This window comes from Bradyrhizobium sp. LTSPM299 (assembly GCF_000938235.1).
Lineage (GTDB): Bacteria > Pseudomonadota > Alphaproteobacteria > Rhizobiales > Xanthobacteraceae > Bradyrhizobium.
In genome coordinates this window covers 71,116-93,482 of sequence record NZ_JYMU01000019.1, presented here as the reverse complement: position 1 = coordinate 93,482, position 22,367 = coordinate 71,116, and the positions used below count along the sequence as shown (strand labels likewise).

Annotated in this window: 20 protein-coding genes; 18 read left to right on the top strand and 2 right to left on the bottom strand. The window is 55.3% G+C overall.

Annotated elements, in window-relative coordinates; translation table 11 throughout:
• The first annotated feature begins 47 nt into the window (after positions 1–47).
• From UP10_RS13385 to UP10_RS13370, 4 genes are read left to right on the top strand one after another with little or no spacing between them, the layout of a single operon-like run.
• Positions 48–962: a branched-chain amino acid ABC transporter permease gene (locus UP10_RS13385; RefSeq protein WP_044587797.1), complete on the top strand. Its 915-nt coding sequence runs from the start codon at positions 48–50 to the stop codon at positions 960–962.
• Entirely contained in the window at positions 949–1,968 is a 1,020-nt protein-coding gene (locus UP10_RS13380; RefSeq protein ID WP_044587796.1) for a branched-chain amino acid ABC transporter permease, read from the top strand. Before UP10_RS13385 ends, UP10_RS13380 begins: the two co-directional genes overlap by 14 nt.
• Positions 1,961–2,713: an ABC transporter ATP-binding protein gene (locus UP10_RS13375; protein ID WP_044587795.1), complete on the top strand. Its 753-nt coding sequence runs from the start codon at positions 1,961–1,963 to the stop codon at positions 2,711–2,713. Before UP10_RS13380 ends, UP10_RS13375 begins: the two co-directional genes overlap by 8 nt.
• The gene (locus UP10_RS13370) at positions 2,713–3,414 is read left to right on the top strand and encodes an ABC transporter ATP-binding protein (protein ID WP_044587794.1); all 702 of its coding nucleotides are present in this window, start codon (positions 2,713–2,715) and stop codon (positions 3,412–3,414) included. Before UP10_RS13375 ends, UP10_RS13370 begins: the two co-directional genes overlap by 1 nt.
• Before the next feature lie 753 nt (positions 3,415–4,167).
• Here the strand turns inward: UP10_RS13370 and UP10_RS13365 are convergent.
• The gene (locus UP10_RS13365; protein ID WP_050043653.1) at positions 4,168–4,974 is read right to left on the bottom strand and encodes a glutathione S-transferase family protein; all 807 of its coding nucleotides are present in this window, start codon (positions 4,972–4,974) and stop codon (positions 4,168–4,170) included.
• A gap of 720 nt (positions 4,975–5,694) precedes the next feature.
• Here UP10_RS13365 and UP10_RS13360 point away from each other — a divergent pair.
• The 8 genes from UP10_RS13360 (at position 5,695) to UP10_RS13330 (ending at position 14,794) form a co-directional block, all read left to right on the top strand.
• Positions 5,695–7,284, top strand: coding sequence for a 4-hydroxyphenylacetate 3-hydroxylase N-terminal domain-containing protein (locus UP10_RS13360; protein ID WP_044587793.1), 1,590 nt, complete (start codon positions 5,695–5,697; stop codon positions 7,282–7,284).
• A complete protein-coding gene (locus UP10_RS42965) occupies positions 7,266–7,832 on the top strand; it encodes a flavin reductase (RefSeq protein WP_082077087.1) in 567 nt (188 codons plus the stop codon). Before UP10_RS13360 ends, UP10_RS42965 begins: the two co-directional genes overlap by 19 nt.
• Before the next feature lie 27 nt (positions 7,833–7,859).
• Entirely contained in the window at positions 7,860–8,408 is a 549-nt protein-coding gene (gene nbaC, locus UP10_RS13355) for a 3-hydroxyanthranilate 3,4-dioxygenase (RefSeq protein WP_044587792.1), read from the top strand.
• A 104-nt stretch (positions 8,409–8,512) separates the two neighbouring features.
• On the top strand, positions 8,513–8,899 hold the full coding sequence (locus UP10_RS13350) for a RidA family protein (protein ID WP_044587791.1): 387 nt from the start codon (positions 8,513–8,515) through the stop codon (positions 8,897–8,899).
• An 81-nt stretch (positions 8,900–8,980) separates the two neighbouring features.
• The gene (locus UP10_RS13345) at positions 8,981–9,763 is read left to right on the top strand and encodes a fumarylacetoacetate hydrolase family protein (protein ID WP_044587790.1); all 783 of its coding nucleotides are present in this window, start codon (positions 8,981–8,983) and stop codon (positions 9,761–9,763) included.
• A gap of 569 nt (positions 9,764–10,332) precedes the next feature.
• Positions 10,333–10,998 (top strand): response regulator transcription factor, encoded by a 666-nt coding sequence (locus tag UP10_RS13340; protein ID WP_044587789.1) that lies wholly within the window; start codon positions 10,333–10,335, stop codon positions 10,996–10,998.
• 1,125 nt (positions 10,999–12,123) lie between these two features.
• On the top strand, positions 12,124–13,824 hold the full coding sequence (locus UP10_RS13335) for an adenylate/guanylate cyclase domain-containing protein (protein ID WP_245321731.1): 1,701 nt from the start codon (positions 12,124–12,126) through the stop codon (positions 13,822–13,824).
• 250 nt (positions 13,825–14,074) lie between these two features.
• Positions 14,075–14,794, top strand: a complete 720-nt coding sequence (locus tag UP10_RS13330) for a nitroreductase (RefSeq protein WP_044587788.1) — start codon at positions 14,075–14,077, stop codon at positions 14,792–14,794.
• A 19-nt stretch (positions 14,795–14,813) separates the two neighbouring features.
• Here the strand turns inward: UP10_RS13330 and UP10_RS13325 are convergent, their stop codons facing one another.
• Positions 14,814–15,431, bottom strand: coding sequence for a glutathione S-transferase family protein (locus UP10_RS13325; RefSeq protein ID WP_044587787.1), 618 nt, complete (start codon positions 15,429–15,431; stop codon positions 14,814–14,816).
• 191 nt (positions 15,432–15,622) lie between these two features.
• On the opposite strand from UP10_RS13325, the gene UP10_RS13320 reads away from it, so the two are divergent.
• The 6 genes from UP10_RS13320 (at position 15,623) to UP10_RS13295 (ending at position 22,044) form a co-directional block, all read left to right on the top strand.
• Entirely contained in the window at positions 15,623–16,579 is a 957-nt protein-coding gene (locus UP10_RS13320) for a LysR substrate-binding domain-containing protein (RefSeq protein WP_044587786.1), read from the top strand.
• A gap of 131 nt (positions 16,580–16,710) precedes the next feature.
• Positions 16,711–17,877: a VOC family protein gene (locus tag UP10_RS42045; protein WP_082077085.1), complete on the top strand. Its 1,167-nt coding sequence runs from the start codon at positions 16,711–16,713 to the stop codon at positions 17,875–17,877.
• A 13-nt stretch (positions 17,878–17,890) separates the two neighbouring features.
• Positions 17,891–19,033 carry an iron-containing alcohol dehydrogenase gene (locus UP10_RS13310; protein ID WP_197086798.1) on the top strand — a complete coding sequence of 381 codons (1,143 nt, stop codon included), beginning with the start codon at positions 17,891–17,893 and terminating at the stop codon, positions 19,031–19,033.
• 6 nt (positions 19,034–19,039) lie between these two features.
• Positions 19,040–20,398, top strand: a complete 1,359-nt coding sequence (locus tag UP10_RS13305) for an amidase (protein ID WP_044587785.1) — start codon at positions 19,040–19,042, stop codon at positions 20,396–20,398.
• A gap of 157 nt (positions 20,399–20,555) precedes the next feature.
• Positions 20,556–20,789: a helix-turn-helix domain-containing protein gene (locus UP10_RS42960; RefSeq protein WP_044587784.1), complete on the top strand. Its 234-nt coding sequence runs from the start codon at positions 20,556–20,558 to the stop codon at positions 20,787–20,789.
• A gap of 253 nt (positions 20,790–21,042) precedes the next feature.
• On the top strand, positions 21,043–22,044 hold the full coding sequence (locus UP10_RS13295; protein WP_082077084.1) for a SphA family protein: 1,002 nt from the start codon (positions 21,043–21,045) through the stop codon (positions 22,042–22,044).
• Positions 22,045–22,367 lie beyond the last annotated feature (323 nt).

Here is a 22,367-nt window from a genome sequence, read left to right as displayed (position 1 = left end):
GCACCGGCTTGCCGCACTAGCAGCGAAGGTCCCGGAACAATGAACCAATGACGTTAGCACTGGAGCAGATTCTTAATGGCGTTCAGTTTGGTATTGCACTTTTCCTGCTGGCGGCCGGGCTGACGCTGATCTTCGGCATCATGGGCATCATCAATCTGGCGCACGGCTCAATTTACATGATTGGCGCTTATGGCGCGGCGCTTGCCACCCAGCGTACTGGATCGTTCATTCAGGCGATTTTGGCCGGTCTGACGGTTTCTGCCGTCGCAGGGCTGCTGATCGAGCTCATTGTCATTCGAAAACTCTATGCGCGCGACCATGTTCAGCAGGTGCTCGCAACCTTTGGGTTAATCCTGTTCATCAACGAAGGCGCGACGATCCTGTTTGGACGTCAGCCTCTGTTCATTGATGTGCCAAAGCCCCTGTCCGGTACGATCGAGATCATTCTGGGTGTGCCTTATCCGATTTACCGGCTGGCGGTCATCGTGGTCGGGCTGTTGGTCGCGCTTGGGCTTTACCTGTTCGTGAATAAGACGCGGGTCGGCATGCTGGTGCGTGCGGGCGCAACTCATCGCGACATGGTCCGCGCACTCGGCGTCGATATTAGCTTGTTGTATACGCTGGTCTTCGGTCTCGGCGCCTTGCTCGCGGGTCTTGCCGGTTTGATGGCCGGTCCGCTGCTTGCCGTTCAGGTCGGCATGGGCGAGCAAATTCTGATTCTGACTTTTGTCGTGGTTGTGATCGGCGGTGTCGGCTCTATCCGTGGTGCGTTCTTTGGCGCAATGATCGTCGGCATTACTGATACGCTGCTGCGCAGCTTTTTGCCGTCGTTGCTGCGCAGCTTCATGACGACATCGCAGGCCGACGCGCTGGCGACAGGGTTATCCTCTATGGGGATTTATCTGCTCATGGCCCTGGTGCTGCTGATCAAGCCGCAGGGGCTTTTCAATGGCCAAAACTGAGGGCGCTGCGGCTGGACCGGGTTCGAGAAGGTCTCTTCCACGTATTGTTGGTTTCGTCATCCTCGCCGGCGGCCTCCTGCTACTGCCCTTGGCAGCGAATGCTATCGGAGATCCGGCTTTAATCACGTTAGCGACACGTATGGTGATCTATGCCATCGCGGCGGCGAGCCTGAACCTACTCCTCGGTTATGGTGGCCTCGTCAGCTTCGGCCACGCTGCTTACTTCGGCATCGGTGGCTACGTAGTTGGCATTCTGTACTTTCACTTCGCCGCCAAGGATATGTTTTTCGGTCTTCTTCCCGGCACCAATCAATTCCTGATCACGCTTTTTGCCGCAATGATCGTCAGCGGATTGGCTGCATTCGTGCTAGGCGCTTTATCGTTGCGCACGACGGGCCTGCAGTTCATCATGATTACACTGGCCTTCGCGCAGATGATCTTCTTTCTGTTCATTTCGCTGAAGATTTACGGCGGCGACGATGGATTGATCATCCGGCGGCGAAATCTCCTCTTCAACCTGAACATGGCCGACGACGCCACATACTATTTCGTGTGTTTGGCAATTGCCGCATTGTATTTTGGAGTGTTTTGGAGGCTGGTGTGCTCGCGGTTTGGATTGGTTCTCGGCGGCATCCGCCAGAACGAGCGGCGTCTCGCAGCCATTGGCATTGCGACCTACCGATACAAGCTGGTGGCATTTGTCATTGCTGGCATCGGAGCAGGGCTTGCCGGCGCGTTAATGGCGAATTTTTCCAAATTCGTAAGCCCGGACATGCTGCACTGGTCACGCTCAGGAGAACTCATGATCATGGTAATCCTGGGCGGTGGCGCAACTCTGCTCGGGCCGGCGCTGGGAGCCGTTATTCTTGTCGGCCTTGAAACGGTCCTGACGGGATGGACCGAGCACTGGCAGGTCATCTTGGGTCCGATACTTGTGCTGGTCGCGCTGTTCACAAGGGGCGGCGTTCTGTCGTTGCTTCAAGGCCGGAGTGCGCCGGATGCCTGACACACTCCTGCGTGTTGATCGACTAGTGAAGCGGTTTGGCGGCCTTATCGCGACGAATAGCCTGTCACTGGAAGTCCGCACCGGCGAACTGCATGCCGTTATTGGCCCCAACGGGGCAGGCAAGACAACATTGATCTCGCAACTGTTCGGAGAGCTTTTGCCCAATTCGGGCACTATTCATTTCGTGGGTGAAGATATTACTACGCTATCGACATCTGCGCGCGTGCACCGCGGACTGGCGCGTTCGTTCCAGATAACTCAATTGCTGTTTGACTATTCCGCGCTCGACAACGTCGCGCTCGCCGTTCAGGCGCGTTTGGGTCACAGCTATCATTTCTGGGGCAATGCGCGTCGCGACTGTTCGCTGCGTGAACCTGCACTGCAGGGTTTGGTAGACGTTGGGCTTGAGTGCCGGGCGAATGTTCCTGTCAAGGAACTATCGCACGGCGAGCAGAGACAGCTCGAACTTGCAATAGCGCTGGCGACGAAGCCGCGCCTTCTTCTGCTCGATGAGCCGATGGCGGGGCTGGGCACTACCGAATGCGCCGCGACCATCGGCCTTTTGCGAAAGCTCAAGAACGAGACGACGGTTCTGCTGGTCGAGCACGATATGAACGCTGTGTTTGCATTAGCTGACCGGATATCGGTGCTGGTGAATGGCCAGTGCATTATGACGGGCACCAGTGCAGATGTCTGTAATAACGAGTCAGTGCGAATTGCTTATCTTGGCGAAGGAAACGTGTAGTGCTGCGGGTCGAAGGACTTCAAACCAGTTACGGGTGTAGTCAGATCCTGTTCGATATTCGCCTCGCGGTGGGCGAGGGCGAAGTCGTAACACTACTGGGGCGCAATGGCATGGGAAAAACCACCACGATCCGTTCGATCATGGGGTTGCTCACTCCTCGAGCCGGCGATATCGAATTCAACAAAAAGTCCGTGGCGGGTTGGAAACCGGAGGCGGTCGCGCGGCTCGGGATTGGCCTCGTGCCCGAAGGCCGCCAGATTTTTTCGCGCCTGACTGTCGAGGAAAACCTTGTCGCTACGGCGGCCAACCGGCTTCGGCGAGCAACTCCCTGGACACTGGTGGAAGTCTTCACTCTATTTCCGCGTCTGAAGGAGCGTCGGAAGCAAATGGGCTGCACCTTGTCGGGCGGCGAGCAGCAGATGCTGGCAATTGGCCGAGCGCTGATGACGAACCCGTTATTGCTCATCCTCGACGAAGCGACCGAAGGCCTCGCTCCAGTGATCCGGGGCGAAATCTGGACATGTATCTCGCTGCTGAAGTCACGCGCGCAGTCGATCCTTGTGATCGACAAAAACCTGCATGTTCTTAAACGCCTTGCCGATCATCACTACGTGATCGAGAAGGGCCGGACGGTTTGGTCCGGTACCACACTCGATCTCGAGCGCGATGCCAATCGCGTGCAGCGATATGTCGCGCTCTAGAATTCAGGGACGACGTCCGGCTTTATGTCGGAGGCGAGCTGTTCCGAGCTCGTTTGAATGGGCCCGCGAGTGACGATTAGAGAATCACGCGTCTTAGGCTGCCGATGATGCGGCCAAAATGCGCAACGCAACACCGCGAAGAAAGCGTTCTCCAGCGTAGCAGTCCGCCAAGGAACGCAGTGGGGTAGACGCTTCGCTACGAATGCATTCTGGCTGACATGCCGCAACGGAAGTCGGCGCACGGCATATCGATAGTTTAGATCACGGATGAATTGGCCGCCGACGTTGGTCAATGGAGGTTCGACTCGCGTTTTCCATGGTGTTGTTGCCGCGCGTGCTATCGCTCGCTTCAAGAGCCTGCCGAGTGTAATCGCGAAAGCTCCACGACGCCTCGGCACCGTTACCAGCGCCTTCGATGCAAGGGGCCGATTTTGAATAGCTGGTGGCGTCGCGATCCTTGCGGGCACCGGTCTCGCATCTGACCACAAGTCGGCACAACACGGAGCGGGACCATGAATCGCCCAGCGGGCCTGGTCGCGATCGCTGGCCAAGTCGGGGTCGATCGGGACGGGAGCCTTGTTGGCGGCGACGCTGCGGCCGGCAGGCGGAGCAGGTGTTTCCTGCAAGCGGCGCTTTCTGCAGTTGGCTTGTCGCCGCGGGACCTTCTTCAGACGAAAACCTGTCTGGTGCCGGCCGCGGATATCCCTGACTTCTTCGCCGCCCGCGTCGGCAGTGGAGGCTCGCAAGCAGAAATCAGCCCTTACGTAGCCCGACCAGAAGTCTATCGATGTCTTCACGGATCGTTGGGCCATGCGTCCGCATATCGGCGAACTCTGCTTCCGTCACAAGATCGGAGAGCCCACGTTTGAAACTCGGCCATTCTTGAGTTCTTGCCCACCAATCATTGATGCGAGGACGGTCGGCCGTCCACGCTTCCAGCAAGCCCAGATAGGAGAGGCGCGCTACGAAGGGCATTATGTTGATGTCGGCAAGTGTTAGAGCCTCGCCGAGAAGCCACGGACCGCGTTCGCTCAACGTCGCTTCCATATGCCTGAAGGCGCGCTCATAGGCGTAGATCGCGTAAAGGACGAATGGCGAATGAACGCCGGCCTCGTAAGTAGAGTGATATCGGTCACGTCGGCGCGGATCACCAATATTCTCAAACCGGCGTTCACGAAGTGCAGGCGACATGTTTTTCATCTTCTCGCGGAACATTGCCGAAAAGCTTATCTCGGTCGCTCCCTCGAATAGCCCCTCATCGACGTATTTACTCCAAACGCGCATACGGGCGCGTTCGCCTGGATCCTTTGGCATGAGCGGAGGATCAGGAAATGTGTCGTCCAAGAACTCGCAGATCAGCGTCGACTCGATCACCGGTGTGCCGTTATAAACCAAGGTTGGGACGACGCCTTTTGGGTTGAGCTTCAGATACTCAGGATCGTATTGCTCGCTCGTAAAAAGTTCGACCCTGATGGCGTTCCAGTCGAGCCCCTTCGCTCGAAGCGTTATTCGTACTTTCTGACAGCAAACGGAGTTTCCGTAGTCATAGAGGGTTACCATAGGAGTCTCTCTCAATTAGCTTTGACCAACGCGCGATCCTCGGCCCAACTGGTCGGGGAGGCGAAAGTGTAGGTGGGGTCGGGACTACCTGCGACTCAACCAGATAGCCAATTTCCAAAAATGGCAAACCGAAGGTTTCTCGGTTCGAGCACTCCATCAAACTATTCGAATGCGACCCGGCATTCCGACGGAAAATCGTTCACCAGTGTGCCGCTTGGTATTCGACTGCTACTCATTTTCAGAAAATGGCTACGCCGGCTATGTCGCGTCGAATCCCATTCAGGATTATGCGATCAGGCCGGTCCTTAGCTGCGCTAACTCGCAATGATTCACAGCACTGCGTTACGGATCTAGGTATCGCACCTATGTTCAAACGTAATTGATAGTCAAAGCGCATCTTACGGGTCAGTGATTACCTCGATCACGCGCAAGCCAGCATTGACGTATCGCAAAAATCCTCCCGCACGGGCGTTTTGCACTGCAGTTGCGAAGGAAGGATTGGATCGAATCCAGAACGACTGCCATTGATCTTAGTTCAATCGGTACCGGTCAAAAGCCGCGCCGCCTCGAGGTCTATTTGCCGAATCTTGACAGGGGTCAAAGCCGCAGATTGCGGCATGAACGGGTATAAGCGTTTTCGGCGAAGTGGTTGTTGCTTCGAGGAGCTGGTCAGCAAATGTTAGAGGCAGGCGCTTCAATAGCCTTTGGAAGGGAACATCGATGAGTGCTAGACCTGAAGATACAATTAAGGGATTGAAACGGCCGTTCACTGGCGCCGAATATCTCGAGTCATTGCGCGATGGTCGCGAAGTGTGGATCTATGGAGAGCGCGTCAAGGACGTGACCGTTCATCCCGCTTTTCGCAATTCGGCCGTCTCCATTGCTAAGCTCTATGATGCCCTCCATGACGAGAAATTGAAGAGCGTTCTCACGACAGAGACAGATACGGGGTCTGGGGGATATACGCATCGATTTTTCAAGTATGCTAGGTCGCGCGAAGATCTTCTCGCTCAACGGGACGCAATGGCGGCCTGGTCGCGTCTTACATATGGATGGATGGGACGAAGCCCGGACTACAAGGCGAGCTTTACAAACACCCTCGGCGCCAATGCCGAGTTTTATGGTAAGTTCGCGCCGAATGCACGTGCTTGGTATGCCCGAGCACAGGAAGCCGTTCCATTCATCAATCACACGCTGGCCAATCCGCCGATCGATCGGAACAAGTCGGCCGATGATGTGAAGGACGTTTACGTCAGCATCCAAAAGGAGACCGATGCCGGAATCTATGTTTCAGGCGCAAAAGTCGTGGCAACTTCATCGGCGCTGACGCATTACAACTTCCTTGGCCAGAATATGGCCGCCGAGATCACCGACGATAGTCTCGCAGTGATGTTCATGGTGCAGATGAACACACCCGGCATCAAGTTGATTTGCCGACCATCTTATGAGTTGACCGCTGCAGCAACAGGATCGCCTTTCGACTACCCACTGACCAGTCGTTTCGACGAGAATGACGCAATTTTCATCTTTGATAACGCATTCATTCCTTGGGAAAACGTTTTCGTACATCGCGACATCGGGATGCTCAAGAAATTTTACCCTCAATCCGGCTTTTTGAATGGATACACTTTCCAGGGCTGCACGCGTCTCGCCGTTAAGCTCGAGTTTTTGGTCGGCCTTGTTTCCAAAGCTCTGCGGGCGTGCGGAACTGACGAATTTCGCGGCGTCCAGGTGCAGCTCGGGGAGATCGTCGGCTGGCGGAATCTGTTCTGGGCGTTGACTGACGCTATGGCCGGCACTCCCGACAAATGGGTTGGTGATGCCTTTCTCCCCAATATCACGGCGTGTACGGCTTATCGGATATTCGCGACGGAAGCCTATCCGGCGGTTCGGTCGATCATCCAACAGATTGTCGCCTCTGGTTTGATCTACCTGCCATCCAGTTCACTCGATTTCAGAAGTCCGGAACTCGACAAATATCTGGCTTTGTACGCGCGCGGCTCAAATGGCATCGACTACAAGGAACGCATCAAGATTATGAAGGCGCTCTGGGACGCGATCGGCTCCGAATTCGGGAGTCGTCATGAACTCTATGAACGCAACTACGCAGGTAATCACGAGGCGATCCGTATGCAGGCCCTCATGCAGGCGAAGGGATCAGGTGCATTGGGCTCAATGGAAGCGTTGGCTGCGTCCTGCATGGCCGATTATGACGAAAATGGCTGGCTGGATCCTGCGTATCACAGCAACGACGACGTCTCGATCCTTGGTCAGCTAAACAGGAGAGGGTCATGCAAATCGATCGCGTAGCGTTTCGAAATATCATGGCGCAGTTTGGTGCGGCAGTATCGGTCGTCACTACCGAGGGCGCGGCGGGACGATGCGGTTTTACTTGCACCGCAGTTTGTTCCGTGACCGATGATCCAGCGACCATCCTCGCCTGTCTCAACCGCACCAGCCTAATGAATGCGGTCTTCAAGAGCAACGGCGTCTTCTGCGTGAACGTCCTCGGAGCCGGCCAGGAAGACCTGTCAGCTGTGTTCGCCGGTCAGACCGGCATCAGTATGGCAGATCGGTTCGCCCAAGACAGATGGGACACCTTGGTTACCGGAGCACCCGCCTTGCGGGATGCGGTAGGAGCTCTTGATTGCACAATATCCGACATCCAGGAATGCGGCACGCACACAATACTGTTTGGAAGGGTCGCTTCGGTTCGCCTCGACGCTTTGCGAGATTCGCTTGTCTACTTCAACCGTCAATATCACGCGCTTCCGGTCGCACCGACGGGTTCTCAACAAGACCCTTTGGCTCTCGCAAGCGTGTCTTGCTCCACATCAAGGGTTACTCGCTGTGGATGACCTCGTCTAGCTATCAGGAAGACCAACATGCAGAGCCCGCTCAAGAATGGTCCCATTAACCTTGACGACTGGATCGAGTCGAACAAGGCTACCCTTAGGCCGCCGATCGGCAATCGCCAATTTTGGAAAGGCGATTGGCAGAATCTCCTGGTGATGATGGTCGGCGGTCCAAACTACCGACCGGACTACCATGACGATCCGGGCGAGGAGCTATTCATTCAGCTGCGTGGCGATGCGACCCTCAATCTCATCGACCCTGTAACTCGAAAGCGCAGCCAAGTGATCGTCAAGGAAGGCGAGATGTACCTTCTTCCTTCGCATGTTCGTCATTCGCCGCAGCGGCCCGAAGGCTGCATTGGCCTGGTGATTGAACGTTATCGGCAGCCCGGTGAGGTAGATGCGTTGGAATGGTACGACGAAGCCGGAAATCTTGAATTTCGCGGCGAGTTTCTAGTCGTGAACATCGAGGAGGACCTCGCGAAAGTGCAGGCTGCATGGAAGAAATGGTCTGAGAATCAGAACCGGAAAATACCGACCATATGGCGCGTCGGTGCGGACGAGAGCGGAACCAAATAATAAGCGTGAGACCGGACGGGTCGTCGAGAAATGAATAACACGATCTCATTGCAACTCGTCGCGCAACTCCGAAAGAGATAACACATAAACGAAGGATACGCCTCATGGCCCGCACTATTTTTAACAATCCGGCGCTTCCACGATCGAAGTCGCCGCATTCCAATGCCGTTCGGATTGGCAACCTGATCTTTGTTTCCGGCTTTCCAGGATATGACGAGAATACAAAAATCCCTTCGGGCGATTTCGCCGCGCAGATGCGAAATGCACTGAAGAGCGTCAAGGCAGCGCTCGAATATGCCGGGAGCTCGGTCGACAAGATCGCCAAGGTCAACATCTATCTGGATCGCCGCGCCGATTTCGACGAGATGAATGAGATTTACAAGGAGTTTTTCGGCTCTGAACCGTCGCAGTGGCCGGCCCGGACGACGATCGAAGCGCGCCTGCCGCGGAAGGAGTTCCTTTTGGAGATCGATTGCGTCGCGGAAGCCTAGAGGCGACACACGCAACGGAATCCCGAAGACATGCACACGATTTGAAATACTGCGCAGCGCAATGCTGAGGAAGAACCGCAAATGTTGAGCATCACCGACCATAAGAAGGCGGCGGATATTCTGATTGCCGCCGAACAAGCACGAAAGCAGACGACCCAGCTCTCGACGACCTTTCCCAACATCTCGTTTGAGGATGCGTATGCGATTTCGGCGGAGGTTAACCGACGCAAGCTCGATGGCGGGGCAAAGCTTGTCGGCTATAAGGTAGGACTAACATCGAAGGCGATGCAACGGTCGTCTCAAATCGATGAGCCCGATTACGGCTACCTGCACGATCATATGATGATCTCGGATGGCGGCAAGGCGAAGCGCGCCGCCTATTGCGTTCCACGCGTCGAAGTAGAATTGGCATTTGTGCTGGGCGCGCCGCTTAAGGGGCCTGGCGTGGGAGTGGTCGATGCCCTCCGCGCCACCGAATACGTCGTCCCGGCTATTGAAATCGTGGACGCCCGCGTTCAGGACCCACGGCGTATATTCGATACGATCTCCGACAACGGCGCCGCCGCGAGCGTTGTGCTAGGCGGACGACCGGTACGCCCGAACGATATCGACCTTCGCTGGGCCGGATGCATTTTATACCGTAATGCCGAGATTGAAGAGACGGGACTGGCCGCCGGCGTTCTCGGGCATCCCGCTCTTGGCGTGGCATGGTTGGCTAACAAGCTCGGGGCACAAGGCATAACAATGGAGCCCGGTCACATCGTCCTCACGGGTTCGTTTACGCGAGTTGCGTTCGCAGAAAAGAGCGACTCCTTCCATGCAGATTTCGGCCCCCTCGGCGGCGTCGCCGTTCAGTTCGTCTAATATGCAGTAGGGGGCTATTGAATTTGCGAGGACCCAAGTAGCAGGAGGACGTCAATCGTTCGGTCGACTAGGGGGGCTCATGCGCGTTTCTTCGATCAATTGAACGCGGCCGTTGTATTGGTGGCTAGCGCCCGACGAAATGTGTCGGGCGCATAGCTCCAGAAATGGCGGACGGCGCGAAGCACATCTTCAATGTTGCGAGCATCGAATTGTTCGACGGCGCGTTGATTGGTGCGCCAGAAATCGTAATTAAATCAATAGCTTGATTAAATACTTCAGAATAGGAATCGAAGTGCGAGGCGAGATCGGCGACATCATCTGCTTAAAGATGCCTAAGATCGCGCTTCCGTCGATCACTGTGAGTGAAATCGGCAGATACTGAAATAGCGCCCTTCCTCAATAAGCCCTTTGCCGATAGCGAACCGATAGCCGAACTTGTGAGTTGCATCGGTGCGCCCATCAATTAGCCGGCATGATGCGTTTGGTACATTGATCTAGTTCGGTCTTGGACCTGTGTGGAGGCGCAGTCTTGAAGTTATGTGTAACGTATGCCCCTGCGCAATGCCGGAATGACGAACGTCGATACGGGCGTTGACGCGAACCCCAAGGAACAAAGCCCGCTTGTTCTCGTGGTCGACGATGACCAGGAAGTCCGCGAAGCTTTAAGCGAACTCTTTCTGTCGGTAGGATTTGAGGCGCAGGCTTTCGCCTCGACGCGAGAGGTCCTTGAACAAATGCCTCCCGACAGGCCTGCCTGCCTGGTTCTCGATGTGAGACTCCCAGGTTCCAGCGGACTGGACTTGCAGAACCAACTCCGTGCCGATGGTTGTGCTATCCCGATCGTGTTCCTGACTGCTTTTGGGGATGTCCCCATGACCGTTCAGGCGATGAAGGCCGGCGCTACCGATTTTTTAATAAAGCCAGTCAGGGACCAAACCTTGCTGGATGCGGTGGCGGCTGCAATCGACGGCGATATAGTTCGACGAGCAGAAAATGCCAAGGTTCAAAAAGGCATCTCCCTCCTGAAGGCGTTGACCAGCCGAGAGAAACAAGTGTTGAATCTGGTTGTGAATGGGAAATTGAACAAGCAAATCGCGTACGAACTTGGCATCAGCGAAATCACGGTGAAGCTGCATCGCTCCAACGCTATGAAAAAGATGGGCACCTCCTCGGTGGCTCACTTGGTTAGAGTGTGGGAAACTTTACCGTCAGAAATGCGTACGGCAGAAACTTAGATTTTGGCTGGTAGGCTTGAGGCGGCATTGCCTGGGTGGTTGCCGTGGTCTCTTGCTCCGGTCAGGCGCGTCGCGAAGCGGGTTCCACCGTTGTGCTTCCAACTAGCGCATTGACGCCCAGCTTCGGAAAAAGGAAGCGGCGACGACACGTGTTCGCCAAGCAAATCCCTTGCGCGAACGCTCACATTTACAACAGCAGCTGCTGCTGAACGGACAGCGGATTCCAGTAGCGGTAAACCTGGCGCCGCGTACAAGCACAAAAATATACCCTTCACTTTGGTGTAGCGTTAAGCGCGATCAACTGGAACAACGCGTCTTGGCTACTAACACCCACGTTGTTTGACCGCCTGACATTTGCTTTGACGCGATGGCGCCGGCGACAACGGCTTGCATCGCAAAAGCCGCGACGATGGCCGAGCAGTCTGTGCGCACCTCCATAAGCCTAACCTGCGACGCGGAGAACGCGCCCAGCACGGGTCGTATCCACAAGGGATAAATGTGAGCGCCGTCCAGAGATCGAAATAGACAAGCGAATCTAAATCCTATGCCTCCGTATAATCGGACTGCTCCATTGGTCGGTCGACCATCTGTCATCCCTCTTCTAGCTTAAGCCAGTTGCCATGCCGCCGGAGAAGCGAAAGAGCCGGCGATTTTGCAAATGCGTGCCGGACGTCATTGGCCACGCGGACTTAGACAGATTAGCGGGGAACATGACTATGCGCCGACCTCTGATAAACTTGAAAACGATCTCACTTACCACGCTGCTTCTGATGTTTCCTACTCTCTCACCCCCCATCGTATGGCTGCCGTCTGGGTCTCACCGATATATAGGCGACTTTCCGTTGAGCAGGAGAGGAATCCCTCAAGTGTCTAGCTGGTCGTGATGAGTTGAACTGATCGGAGGACTTCTCATGCGTTCGACTCTTGCCGTGTCTGGCGAGAAAAACTTCAACGCACAAATGCGGACAAGCTCGGGCCGGTTGCGAGTAGCTCTTGCACCGAGTTGCACTGGGTCAATCAATTTGAATCAAACGAACTCCGGGGACATCAAGACAGGCAATGACTCTCAGACAAATCCGTCTCTACACAGGGCTAATACTGTTCGCGTACGTGTCCACGCACTTGGTGAACCATGCTCTTGGAATTATCTCGCTCGAGGCAATGGAGCTGGGTTTAGCCGCAGTGTCGCTCATATGGCGTAATCCGGTCGGTCTATCCGTTCTTTATGGCTCGCTTCTTTGTCACCTTCTGCTCGGACTTTATGCTCTCTACGACCGCAAATCATTTCATGGTTCGCGAGGAGAGTTGACCCAGCTTATACTCGGAATCGCAATCCCCGCGTTACTTATGAGCCACGTCGTCGCTAGCCGTATGGCGACGAGTGTCGAGGGATTGGAAAAGGGGTATACCCAGCTACTCTACTATTTATGGACCCAAGATCCGGCTGCTGGAGCAATCCAGCTTACGGCACTTGGTGTCACGTGGGCGCACGGTTGTTTTGGAATGTATTATTGGCTTCGAATGAAGCCGTGGTTCAGTAGAGTCGAGCCTTGGTTGCTCTCCGTCGCGGTTCTGCTGCCGACCTTGGCGCTGATAGGCTATGTGGAAGGCGGGCGGGCGGTGAACGCTTTGTCTCAGAACGCTCTCTGGCGTGAAATCAACCTGGGCCCTGATAGGGTCGGTTGGGCGTATCAAATAGAGCGCCTTCTTGCCATTCGGGATTCCCTGCTACTCACCTACGGCGCAATGCTCGGCTCGGTGTTCGTGTTCCGAGGGATTCGTTCGCTTGCAAACATGAAGACAGGAACCATCCGCCTAAACTACCCAAACGGGCGTATCATCAAGATTCGAAAAGGGACTAGCGTCTTGGAGGCAAGCAGGCTGCACAATATCCCGCATGAGAGCGTTTGTGGCGGTCGAGGTCGATGTTCGACATGTAGAGTTAGGGTCATCGATGGTTTAGGAGGCTGCAGTGCACCGGCACCAGAGCCATCCGAGCTCGCGGTCTTAGGACGGATCGGCGCTCACGCCGGAATTCGATTAGCCTGCCAGTTTCGCCCTGAGTGCGAAATCACGGTTGCTCCGCTCTGTTCGCCTTCTAAGCTTCGTCAAGGAGCGATGCGTGATCGTGAGCAGTTCGGTGAAGAGCGTTTCGTGGTCGCAATGTTTGTTGATATGCGCGGATCCACGCGGCTCGCCGAATCTCGGTTGCCCTTCGACACTGTCTTCGTCATCAATCGATTTCTCAGCGCGGTTGGTCAGGCCGTTCGGGCCTCTGGCGGTGATGTCAATCAGCTTCTAGGAGATGGCCTGATGGCTCTATTTGGCCTGAATCAGGACCGGGAAGGCGCGTCCAGAAACGCGTTGCGGGCGATCGATGCGATTAGAGAACAAGTCGAGAGTCTAAATCGGTGGCTCGCGGCCGATTTTGTCGAGCCAATCCGGTATGGCGTCGGCGTGCACGCGGGCTTGGCAATCGTCGGAGCAATGGGAGACGAAATCGACTCAAAATTCACAGCTCTCGGTGATGTCATAAATGTCGCGGCACGACTACAAAGTATGACCAAGGCGTTTGAATGCTTGGCTATAATCTCGGAAGCAGTATTTGAGTCGGCGGCTCTTCCTTGTGAAGGGACAACGGAATTGTGCATCGAAGGTAGAGAAGGCCGCTTAAGGGCTCAATTGGTCGGAAAATTACCCGATCATTCGTTCACCTGTCTTGATGGCAAACTATGCTCTCGCCCGTCGGTTCAACGACCAAGCAACGTTAGGAAATCACCCGTTTTGCCGGCAGAGACGAAATACGCCGGCCAAGTCGCGCTTTGACGTGCGGCGCGTCAGTTTTGGACTATCGCAATATGGGGTATCGTTCGTCCTCACTGAGACAGTTGGTACGTTCCATCTCAACCCTTTGCTTTCTTTGACAAATACCGACTATGCCTCGGACGAACGCTCACATCGTTCAAATCTGACGAACGTTTCGTTCGAAGATGAGCCACTTCCCTAGCCAGCCTTCGAACCCTGAAGATGGGTTATGCGGTCCATTTGATCATGGTTCTTAACCCCGGGGGATGTAATGACACGAGAAGCGCAGCGGCAAGTTGCAGAAGGCGAAGAGAGTCCACTCTACATCGACGAGCTTATCAAAGGTCGTCGGACTAAACGTGGCTTCACGAACAAACCTGTCCCCATCGGTCTTGTCAAAGATATCCTCTCAATCTCTAAGTTCGCCCCTAGCTCGAGCAATACTCAACCCTGGCGATGCCACGTACTAACCGGCAAGGGTCGCGAACGGGTAGTTGCCGCTGCCGTCCAGGCCTTCAACCGCGATCACGAAACCATGGCGCCGGAATATCCGTTTTTCCCGGAGCCTCTTCATGAGCCATACTTGACAACCTTCACTAAATTTCGCGGCCAGTTAGGCGACGCGCAGGGTGTAGAAAGAAGCGACAAGGTCGGCCGTCGTCGTGACGTTGCGCGACAATTCATGTTCTTCGACGCTCCTGTCGGTCTTATTTTCACGATGGATCGGCGGCTGGTCCCGGCGAGTTTTCTTTGCTACGGCATCTTCCTTCAAACGATTATGTTAGCCGCCAAGGGGCGAGGGCTCGATACATGCCCTCAACAGATTTGGTCACTGCAATATCCGGTGCTGCGCAAAGAGTTGGGAATTCCCGAAAGTGACTTGGTGGTAGCCGGAATGTGTATGGGCTATGCTGACAATAGCCTGCCTGAGAACAACATGACGCTCGATAAGGTCGAGCCGGAGACATTCGCAAAGTTCATTGACGTCTAATCATCGGGCTGGGTACGGCTTATGTCGAGCGAGACTGCTTTTCGATAAGCGGTACCCAGCCGCTAGTTGCTCGGACACGGTTCAACCATCCGACGATGCCTGGATATCGATCCATCTCGTATCCGCCCTCCGCAGCCAAAGACACATATGCAAAGACCGCGGTATCGGCGATTGTGTAGCCATCTCCCACTAGCCAGTCTCGAGATCCAATCCAATTCTCCAGGTGATTGAGAGCGTGGTATCCGTCCTTGTGCCGGTAGACGATTTCGTCCGCCATCTCTAACGCTTGGCCCCGAAGATTGTAGACGCGTGGGATCGCAATGGCTTTCTGAAGATCCGCCTGTTCAAAGAAGAGCCAGCTGAGGACCTCGGTGCGCGCGTAGCTGTCGTCAGGGAGAAGGGGCGTTCCTTCAGCTAAACGCATTAATATTGCGCCTGATTCCACGATGGTGCGACCGTCCTCCAACATCAGCGCTGGGATTCTTGAGAACCGACTGATTCTGCGAAAATCTGGTTCATGAGTGTCACCTCGGACCAGGTCCAGCGTAACCCGCTCGTATTCGAGGTTCAGCTGCGAAAGTAGGATTCGAACTTTCCAAGAATTTCCAGAAAGCAGGCTGTCGTAAAGACGAAGCATAGCGCCCTCCTGTGGTCTTCCGGTGCGAAGCAAATTACGAGCCATCGCTGCCGTCAGACAAGCCGGAAAACCGCGCCTGTTGAGATAAAAACTGCAAGCGTCTAGAATATCTTACCAACCTGCATCTTTAGGGGATGGCTCGACGCTATAGCAACCTTCGGTTCTTAGTCAGAATTGGCCATCGTACATTCATGCTCGATCTCAAGGATGTCTTCTATTTTGTGCAGGTGGTTGACAGAGGGGGCTTCACCTCTGCGAGCAGATCATTAGGCCTTCCGAAGTCCACCTTGAGCCATCGGATAAGAGAGCTTGAGGGCAGTCTGGGCGTGACTTTGCTCAATAGAACGTCGCGCCGCTTTGGTATGACTGAAGTAGGAACGCAGTTCTACCACTACGCGCAGACGCTGTTGCAGACGGCGGAAGTTGCGGAGGAGGCGGTGCGCCAGCGCGCGACGGAGCCCAGTGGCGTCATCAGGATGACGACGGCTGTCGAAATTGCCCAGTTCGCATTAAAGGACTTGATACCGGTATTCTTACAAAAGCATCCGAAGGTTCAGATTGTAGCGATTACTACCGATACCTTGGTCGATATCGTCGCCGACGGCTTTGATCTGGCGTTACGCGGCCATACTGCGCCTTTGCAGAATTCGTCGCTTGTTCAACGGGCCATCGCACGCGCGCCCTGGTACTTGTTCGCAGGTCCCGGATACTTGGACACCAGAGGTGCTCCCGCGACACCCGAGGAGATCGCCCAACACGACACCATCTCTATAGCAAGGAGCGGCTCGTCCAATTTGGTATTGACGGGACCGAACGAGCGTAGGTGTATCGTGCAGACAACGCCACGCTTTCAGAGCAATAATCTGGTTGCACTGAAGGAATCCGCTTGTGCCAATTTAGGCATCGTCGCATTGCCAGGGTATATTTGTCGAGATGACATTGCTGCGGGAAAGTTGAAGCAAATTCTTCCACGCTGGATCGCAGCAGACGCGCGCCTCTCGGCTCTCATACCGTATAAGCGCGGCCTACTTCCTGCGGTGAGGTCCCTGGTCGACTTTCTTGCGCGGGAGATACCTCGCGTGACTGCGTTCGAGCCGGCGCCGGTAGAAGACCCCCATTCAACGCCATCGAACAAGCGGCCCAGCTAAACCGCCTTCGTTCCTGTCCAATAAATTGAACGCTACGTCTTTGGGCAGGTATCTTCCTGTCCCTCTATGACGCTGCCATCCTCGCGAAAGGTAGAGCGGCTTCAGCGGCTCGCAATCGCGAAGGCAAGAAAATGAATAAAATGATCGTTAGCGGAGTCAACAACCAAGTATTTGTGGCCGCAAATCTTGGAAGAGTTGAACACTTTTATTCTGTACTTCTTGGTCTGCCTGTCGTTAAGCGGACCGTTCATCATTTGGACCCGCGACTACCGATCGTAACTTTCGGATTCCAAGCATTCAAAGGCGAGCGCAAGCGTGGACACACGATCAGCTACATCGAGTGGAATCCCATCTTCTACATGATGCCAGATGTTGGTTTCGTAGATCAAAAAGCGACTGCTGCCGGGGTCGCCTCGCCGCGTGTTGGAGACCCGAAGGGGCGTTGGGGGGCCGGGACAAACCATCATCTTGCGCTTCACGTTCCAACTAGAAACGGCCTTTTGAAGTGGAAGCGAAGGCTGACCGACATGGGTGTGCACGTCACCGGGCCGTATAATCGCCACTACTTCCACGCGGTCTACCTTCGTGATCCCGATGGAGCGATCATCGAGATTGCTACCACCGAGCCTGGATTTGGACACGATGAGGCGGTTCTTGGGTCTGGATTCCGTGCCCAGCCGAAGGAAAATTTAATCGGCGGTCGTGACGAGGTGCAGACGGCCTCCGAAACTTGGCCCCGTCCTGTTCCGACTGTCACGGACGACTTTGCGCTGCGCGGCTTTCATCATATCACCTCGATCTCGTCGAACGCCGAGCGGACTGAGAAATTCTTCGTCGACACCGTCGGACTGCGCCTGATCAAAAAGACGGACTATCTGGATGAGCGGGGAGGTACGCACTACTATTATGCTTGCGACGATGACCTGTCACCGGGTTCGGTGCTGACCTTCTTTGGGTTGCCCGGGTACTCTACAGGACGTTTGGGTACCGGACTCTCACACCATTTTGCTCTCGAAGTGGAGAACGATGCGGCCCTTGCTCACGAGCACGAGCGCTTGAAACGAGCCGAAGTGAAGGTTTCGGACGTTTATGATTCTCTCTACAGCAAGCTCTTCTACTTCCGGGACCCGGATGGGCACATATGTGCCCTTTCTACACCCACCCAACTCACTATCGACGAACCCCTCGAGGAGCTCGGGACCAAGCTTTGCTTACCGCCCGATTTCGAAGACCGGCGCATCGAGATAGAGCGACACATCGCACTACGTCCAGCTCCGACGCCAATCCCCCCGAACTGACGGAGCCCGCCTCGTGTTGAAGCCACAACCCGCGAGCAACGGTGGTGTCCTGCGGTGCTTGCCGCAGGACACGCTGCGGTGGGGGCACGGAATCGTGGAACCAACCCTTCGGGAGCTACGCGAGGATGGTTTCGAGCGACCGATGATTTTCACGGTTGAGCCGCTTCTGCTCTCAACTAACCGTGACATTCTACCGCACCTCAACGATGTCTCGGGAGTCATTTCGGACTTCCCGCCACACGCTCCCGACACCGCCATCGAGAGCGCGCTCGGTCGGTGCATTCTAACAGGTGCGCGCTCGATCATCGCTTATGGCGGCGGTTCCGTCCTGGACGCCGCCAAGGCGGTCTCACATTTCCACCGACTTCGCCAAGGACGCTATCTTCCGATCGTTGCTCTGCCGACTACTCTTTCCGGCTCCGAGTTCTCACACTATTTCGGAGTTACCGAAACATCGGGCTTGCGGCCATTCAAAAGGAGCTACGCCGAGCGCGCTACCGTTCCGAAGATTGTATTGATGGATCCGAGTCTTCTTACCAATACACCGCGCGCATTGCTGCTATCGTCCGCTATCAAGGGGCTTGATCACGCCATCGAAGGCATGCGTCAGGTGGACATTGACCATCCGCATGCCATTATGGCCGCGGCCGGGGCAAGCAAATTTTTCGATGTGCTGGGCCGCTGGCCGAGCAAGCTAGAGACGAAAGAAGCCGTCGAGGAAGGGGCAGTCAGTCTAGATGATCTGCTCCAGCTCCAGTTGGCAGCGTGGCAATGCTACTTCTACCCGGCATCCGTAATCTATGGGCTCAGCCATCGGATCGGTCACATTCTGGGCGGGACGTTTGGATTTCCACATAGCGTTACGTCATGCATAACGCTTGCGCCGGTCATCCGCTCTTGCGAGGGGCGTTACGGCGATAAGCTTCGCATGTTCAACTCACCAGGCGAATCCAATCCGGGAGCGACGCTTGCAGCGAAAATAGAAGGGCTCGTGTCGCACTTAGGACTACCGGATAGGCTGAGATCATTCGAAATGGGTCTCTCGGCGCTTCCAGAGATCTCGGACCTTTTGCGCGCGAATTACAAGAAGGAAGTCGCCGACCTCGGGGAAGACGCGGATCGAAAGCTCGATGCTCTGCTAAAAAGCTTATGGTGAACAAGGATGATATCTCCATCCATCACCGAGATGCGAGCCCAGCTCGAAGCCGGTATAACAACCTCTCGTCAATTGGTGGAGGCCTCTCTCGAGAAGGCCAAACGTTGCGCGACGGAGCTAAATGCGTTTGCAGCAATAGATGAAAATGCCGCAACCTTCGCAGCAGAGAGCGACTCGAGGTACGCAAAGGGATTGGCGAGAGATCTTGAGGGAATCCCGATAGTCGTAAAGGATATAATTGACACCGCCGGCCTCGAGACCCGCTACGGGTCTGCTGCTCACATCGGTAACGTCCCCAGGACCGACGCGAGAGTGGTGCGCCGATTACGGAATGCCGGCGCTATCATCGTCGGCAAGACCACCACTCACGAATTTGCCTGGGGCGTCACGACCTCCAGCGAGATGTTCGGTGATACGCTCAATCCGACCGATCGAAGCCGAATACCGGGAGGATCGAGCGGAGGATCGGCCGCTGCAGTTGCCTATGGTGTGGCTCCAGCTGCTATTGGGACAGATACTGGAGGCTCGGTTCGAATTCCGGCCGCACTTTGTGGTGTGGTCGGCCTCAAGCCAACGTATGGTGTTCTGCCGACCGAAGGAGTGTTTCCGCTCGCTCCCACGCTCGACCATGTTGGTTTAATTTGCCGAAATGCCGAAGATCTCATTATCCTAGCTCGCGCGCTAGCCATGAATGATTCGCTGGATGACGTCAGCGGCGGCTCCAGAGTTAGACGGACGATTGGCGTACTTGCTATGCCTAGCGATGTTCCGGTGGATGCCGACATCGCGAATGATTTTTCAACAATCACTGAAAGATTGCGTCGAGGTCATCACGTTGTTGAGATCAATACTCGCCTCGACGAGGCCTACTCTATCTTCGCCACCCTGGTGTTGGCAGAAGCAGGAATGGTGCACTTCTCGCGGAGTTCACTAGAGCTAATCAATGATCGCTATGGAATGGGGACCGTTGCCAGACTTGAGCGCTCGCGAAAAATCAGCATCGACGATTTTGCCAACGCCCAAGAAGCAAGGCGCAAATTCACGTTAAAGATAGCAGCCCTATTCGAGCAAATCGAATTCCTCGTGTTGCCCACGTGCCCGTGTCCTGCGCCGCTAGTCGGAGCGGACAATGTTAGGATTGGATCGTGGGTCGGTGACATCCGCAAGGCGTTAATGGCCTACACCGTGCCGTTCAACCTTGTCGGGTACCCTGCCATGACGCTACCAATGCCGCGAACGAAAGGTGCCCCACCCGCGGGGCTGCAGATTGTTGGTCGCAGCGGTCGCGATCATGATGTCATCAATTTCGCGGTGCAGCTTCAGAAGCATGGGTTCGAACTCGACTGCAGTCGAGCAGCGCGTTGAATTCGACTGATCGAGCCACCGTGAACCAGATCCGCGGGTGTGTCTGCTGTACTCTTAGAGCCAGGTTCACGAATGAGAACGAGGGCTCCGTTGAATGACGCGGCGTCTCCGCAGTGCGTTTTGCGAACGTAAACGATAGCATGTACGGAGTGAGCTAATGCTCGTTTGGGCACGCCAAATCAAAGCCGCGCGTTGTCTTGTTGGGTGGGAGCAATTTCAGCTGGCTGTTGCCGCAGGCGTCGGTATCGCGACTATCCGCCGAATAGAGCGGATGACTGATGATATCAATGCTCAGTTTGGGACTGTAGAAAAGATTCGACGAGCGCTAGAGGGCGCTGGCGTTGAGTTCATCGGAGAGCCTAAGCCCGGCGTTTGCCTTCGACTGAAATGAATACAGAGACTCTCGTTTTGATCACTCAGAGCACTGACACCGTAGCTTATGTGTTGAGAGTAATCGCTGGGGTACCTTGCGTGATATCCCTGTATCTGCGACGTCACCATCCGCGAAATACGTGACATGGATTCCACTTGTACATTGTCCTCCGCCGGAGTTTGACTTTTTATGCTCCCGCATGCGGCATCTCGATCGCTTGCGAATAACATCGTGATGGCGTTGGCGCCGCCACGTGTAGCTGGAGGGGCAGATGACTTTGAGAGTACCTTTACACTTGAGCCTTGCGACATTGATTATTGCCGCGAGCACGCAAATCGCAAACGCATTTGAATTTGGATATCCGGGAGCGGCGCAGAAGCCTGGCCTGACTATCGGAGGTACTGCCGGGGATCCGCCACCCGGCGTCTACAGCTTCAATCAAGTGTTCACATACCAAGCCAATCTTTCCGGACCGGGGCAAGCACTGCTGAATCCCTCCGGTGCAAAGACAGGCGTCCAAGCGGCGGTCGAGGCGAATGGCTTGCTGTTCGTCCCAGGGTGGAACTTTCTAGGGGCGACCTATTCAGCCGTCTTGGTGCAGCCGTTTATCATGACAAGCGTGGGTAGCCCGGTCGACATGCAGATGTCTGGTATTCACAACACGTACGTTGTTCCGGCCGAGTTGAGTTGGAAGCTTGGAGATAGCGGCTTTTTCGTCAAGACGGGGCTAGGAATGTATGTGCCGGACGGAACGAAAACCGGTTTTAACGGACTTGGAAATGTGGGAAGCCCTTGGTGGACCTTCCAACCAGAGCTGATCGTCTCGTATCTGAAGGACGGTTGGAATCTGACTGCAAACGTCTTCGAAGAGTTCAACACGAAGAACACGATAACCGGCTATCGAAGCGGCGACGTATTGCATGCGGAGTTTACAGCCGCCAAGACAATCGGAAATTGGACGGTCGGACCAGTCGCATACTATGTCGGCCAGGTCGGGAGTGATAGCTCGAGCGCTTTCTACGGGGGGGCGGTCAATGTCAACCGTTACAACGTCTGGGCTGTGGGGGGATTGGTAGGCTACAACTTCGGCCCAGCTGCCTTGAACATCTGGGCGTTCGACGAAGTGTCGGCGCGAGCGTCCGGTGGTACGCCAATTGCGGGCATAGACTCAGCAGTGATTTCGAAGGGCTTCAGCGTGTTCGCAAATTTGAGTTTTCGTATTTGGGCACCTGACGCGCCGGCGTCCGCTACTTCGCCTCGGTTTAACAAGTAGCTGCAGTCCTTTTCTTGGGAGCTGCGGGTCGGGCCAAGAGTTCTACCCAGGTAGAGTTGTTATCTCAAACTTGGTCGTGCCGACATACGACTGTCCCGCTGCATTCGAAGGCAGCGGGAGTTTTCTGCTAGATCTGGGTCTCACGAGGACCCGACACTGAACTCGCAGTGACGACTGGGGGACATACGCCACGCGCTCGACCGGTCGCCGCAAAGGCGGAAGCGACCCCATGAACATTACGATTGCTGGTAACGCTTGGCGTCGTGAAGGCGAAACGTTGGGGAGCTGGTGAAATCTAATGACCATCGGTTTGATAGTTATCG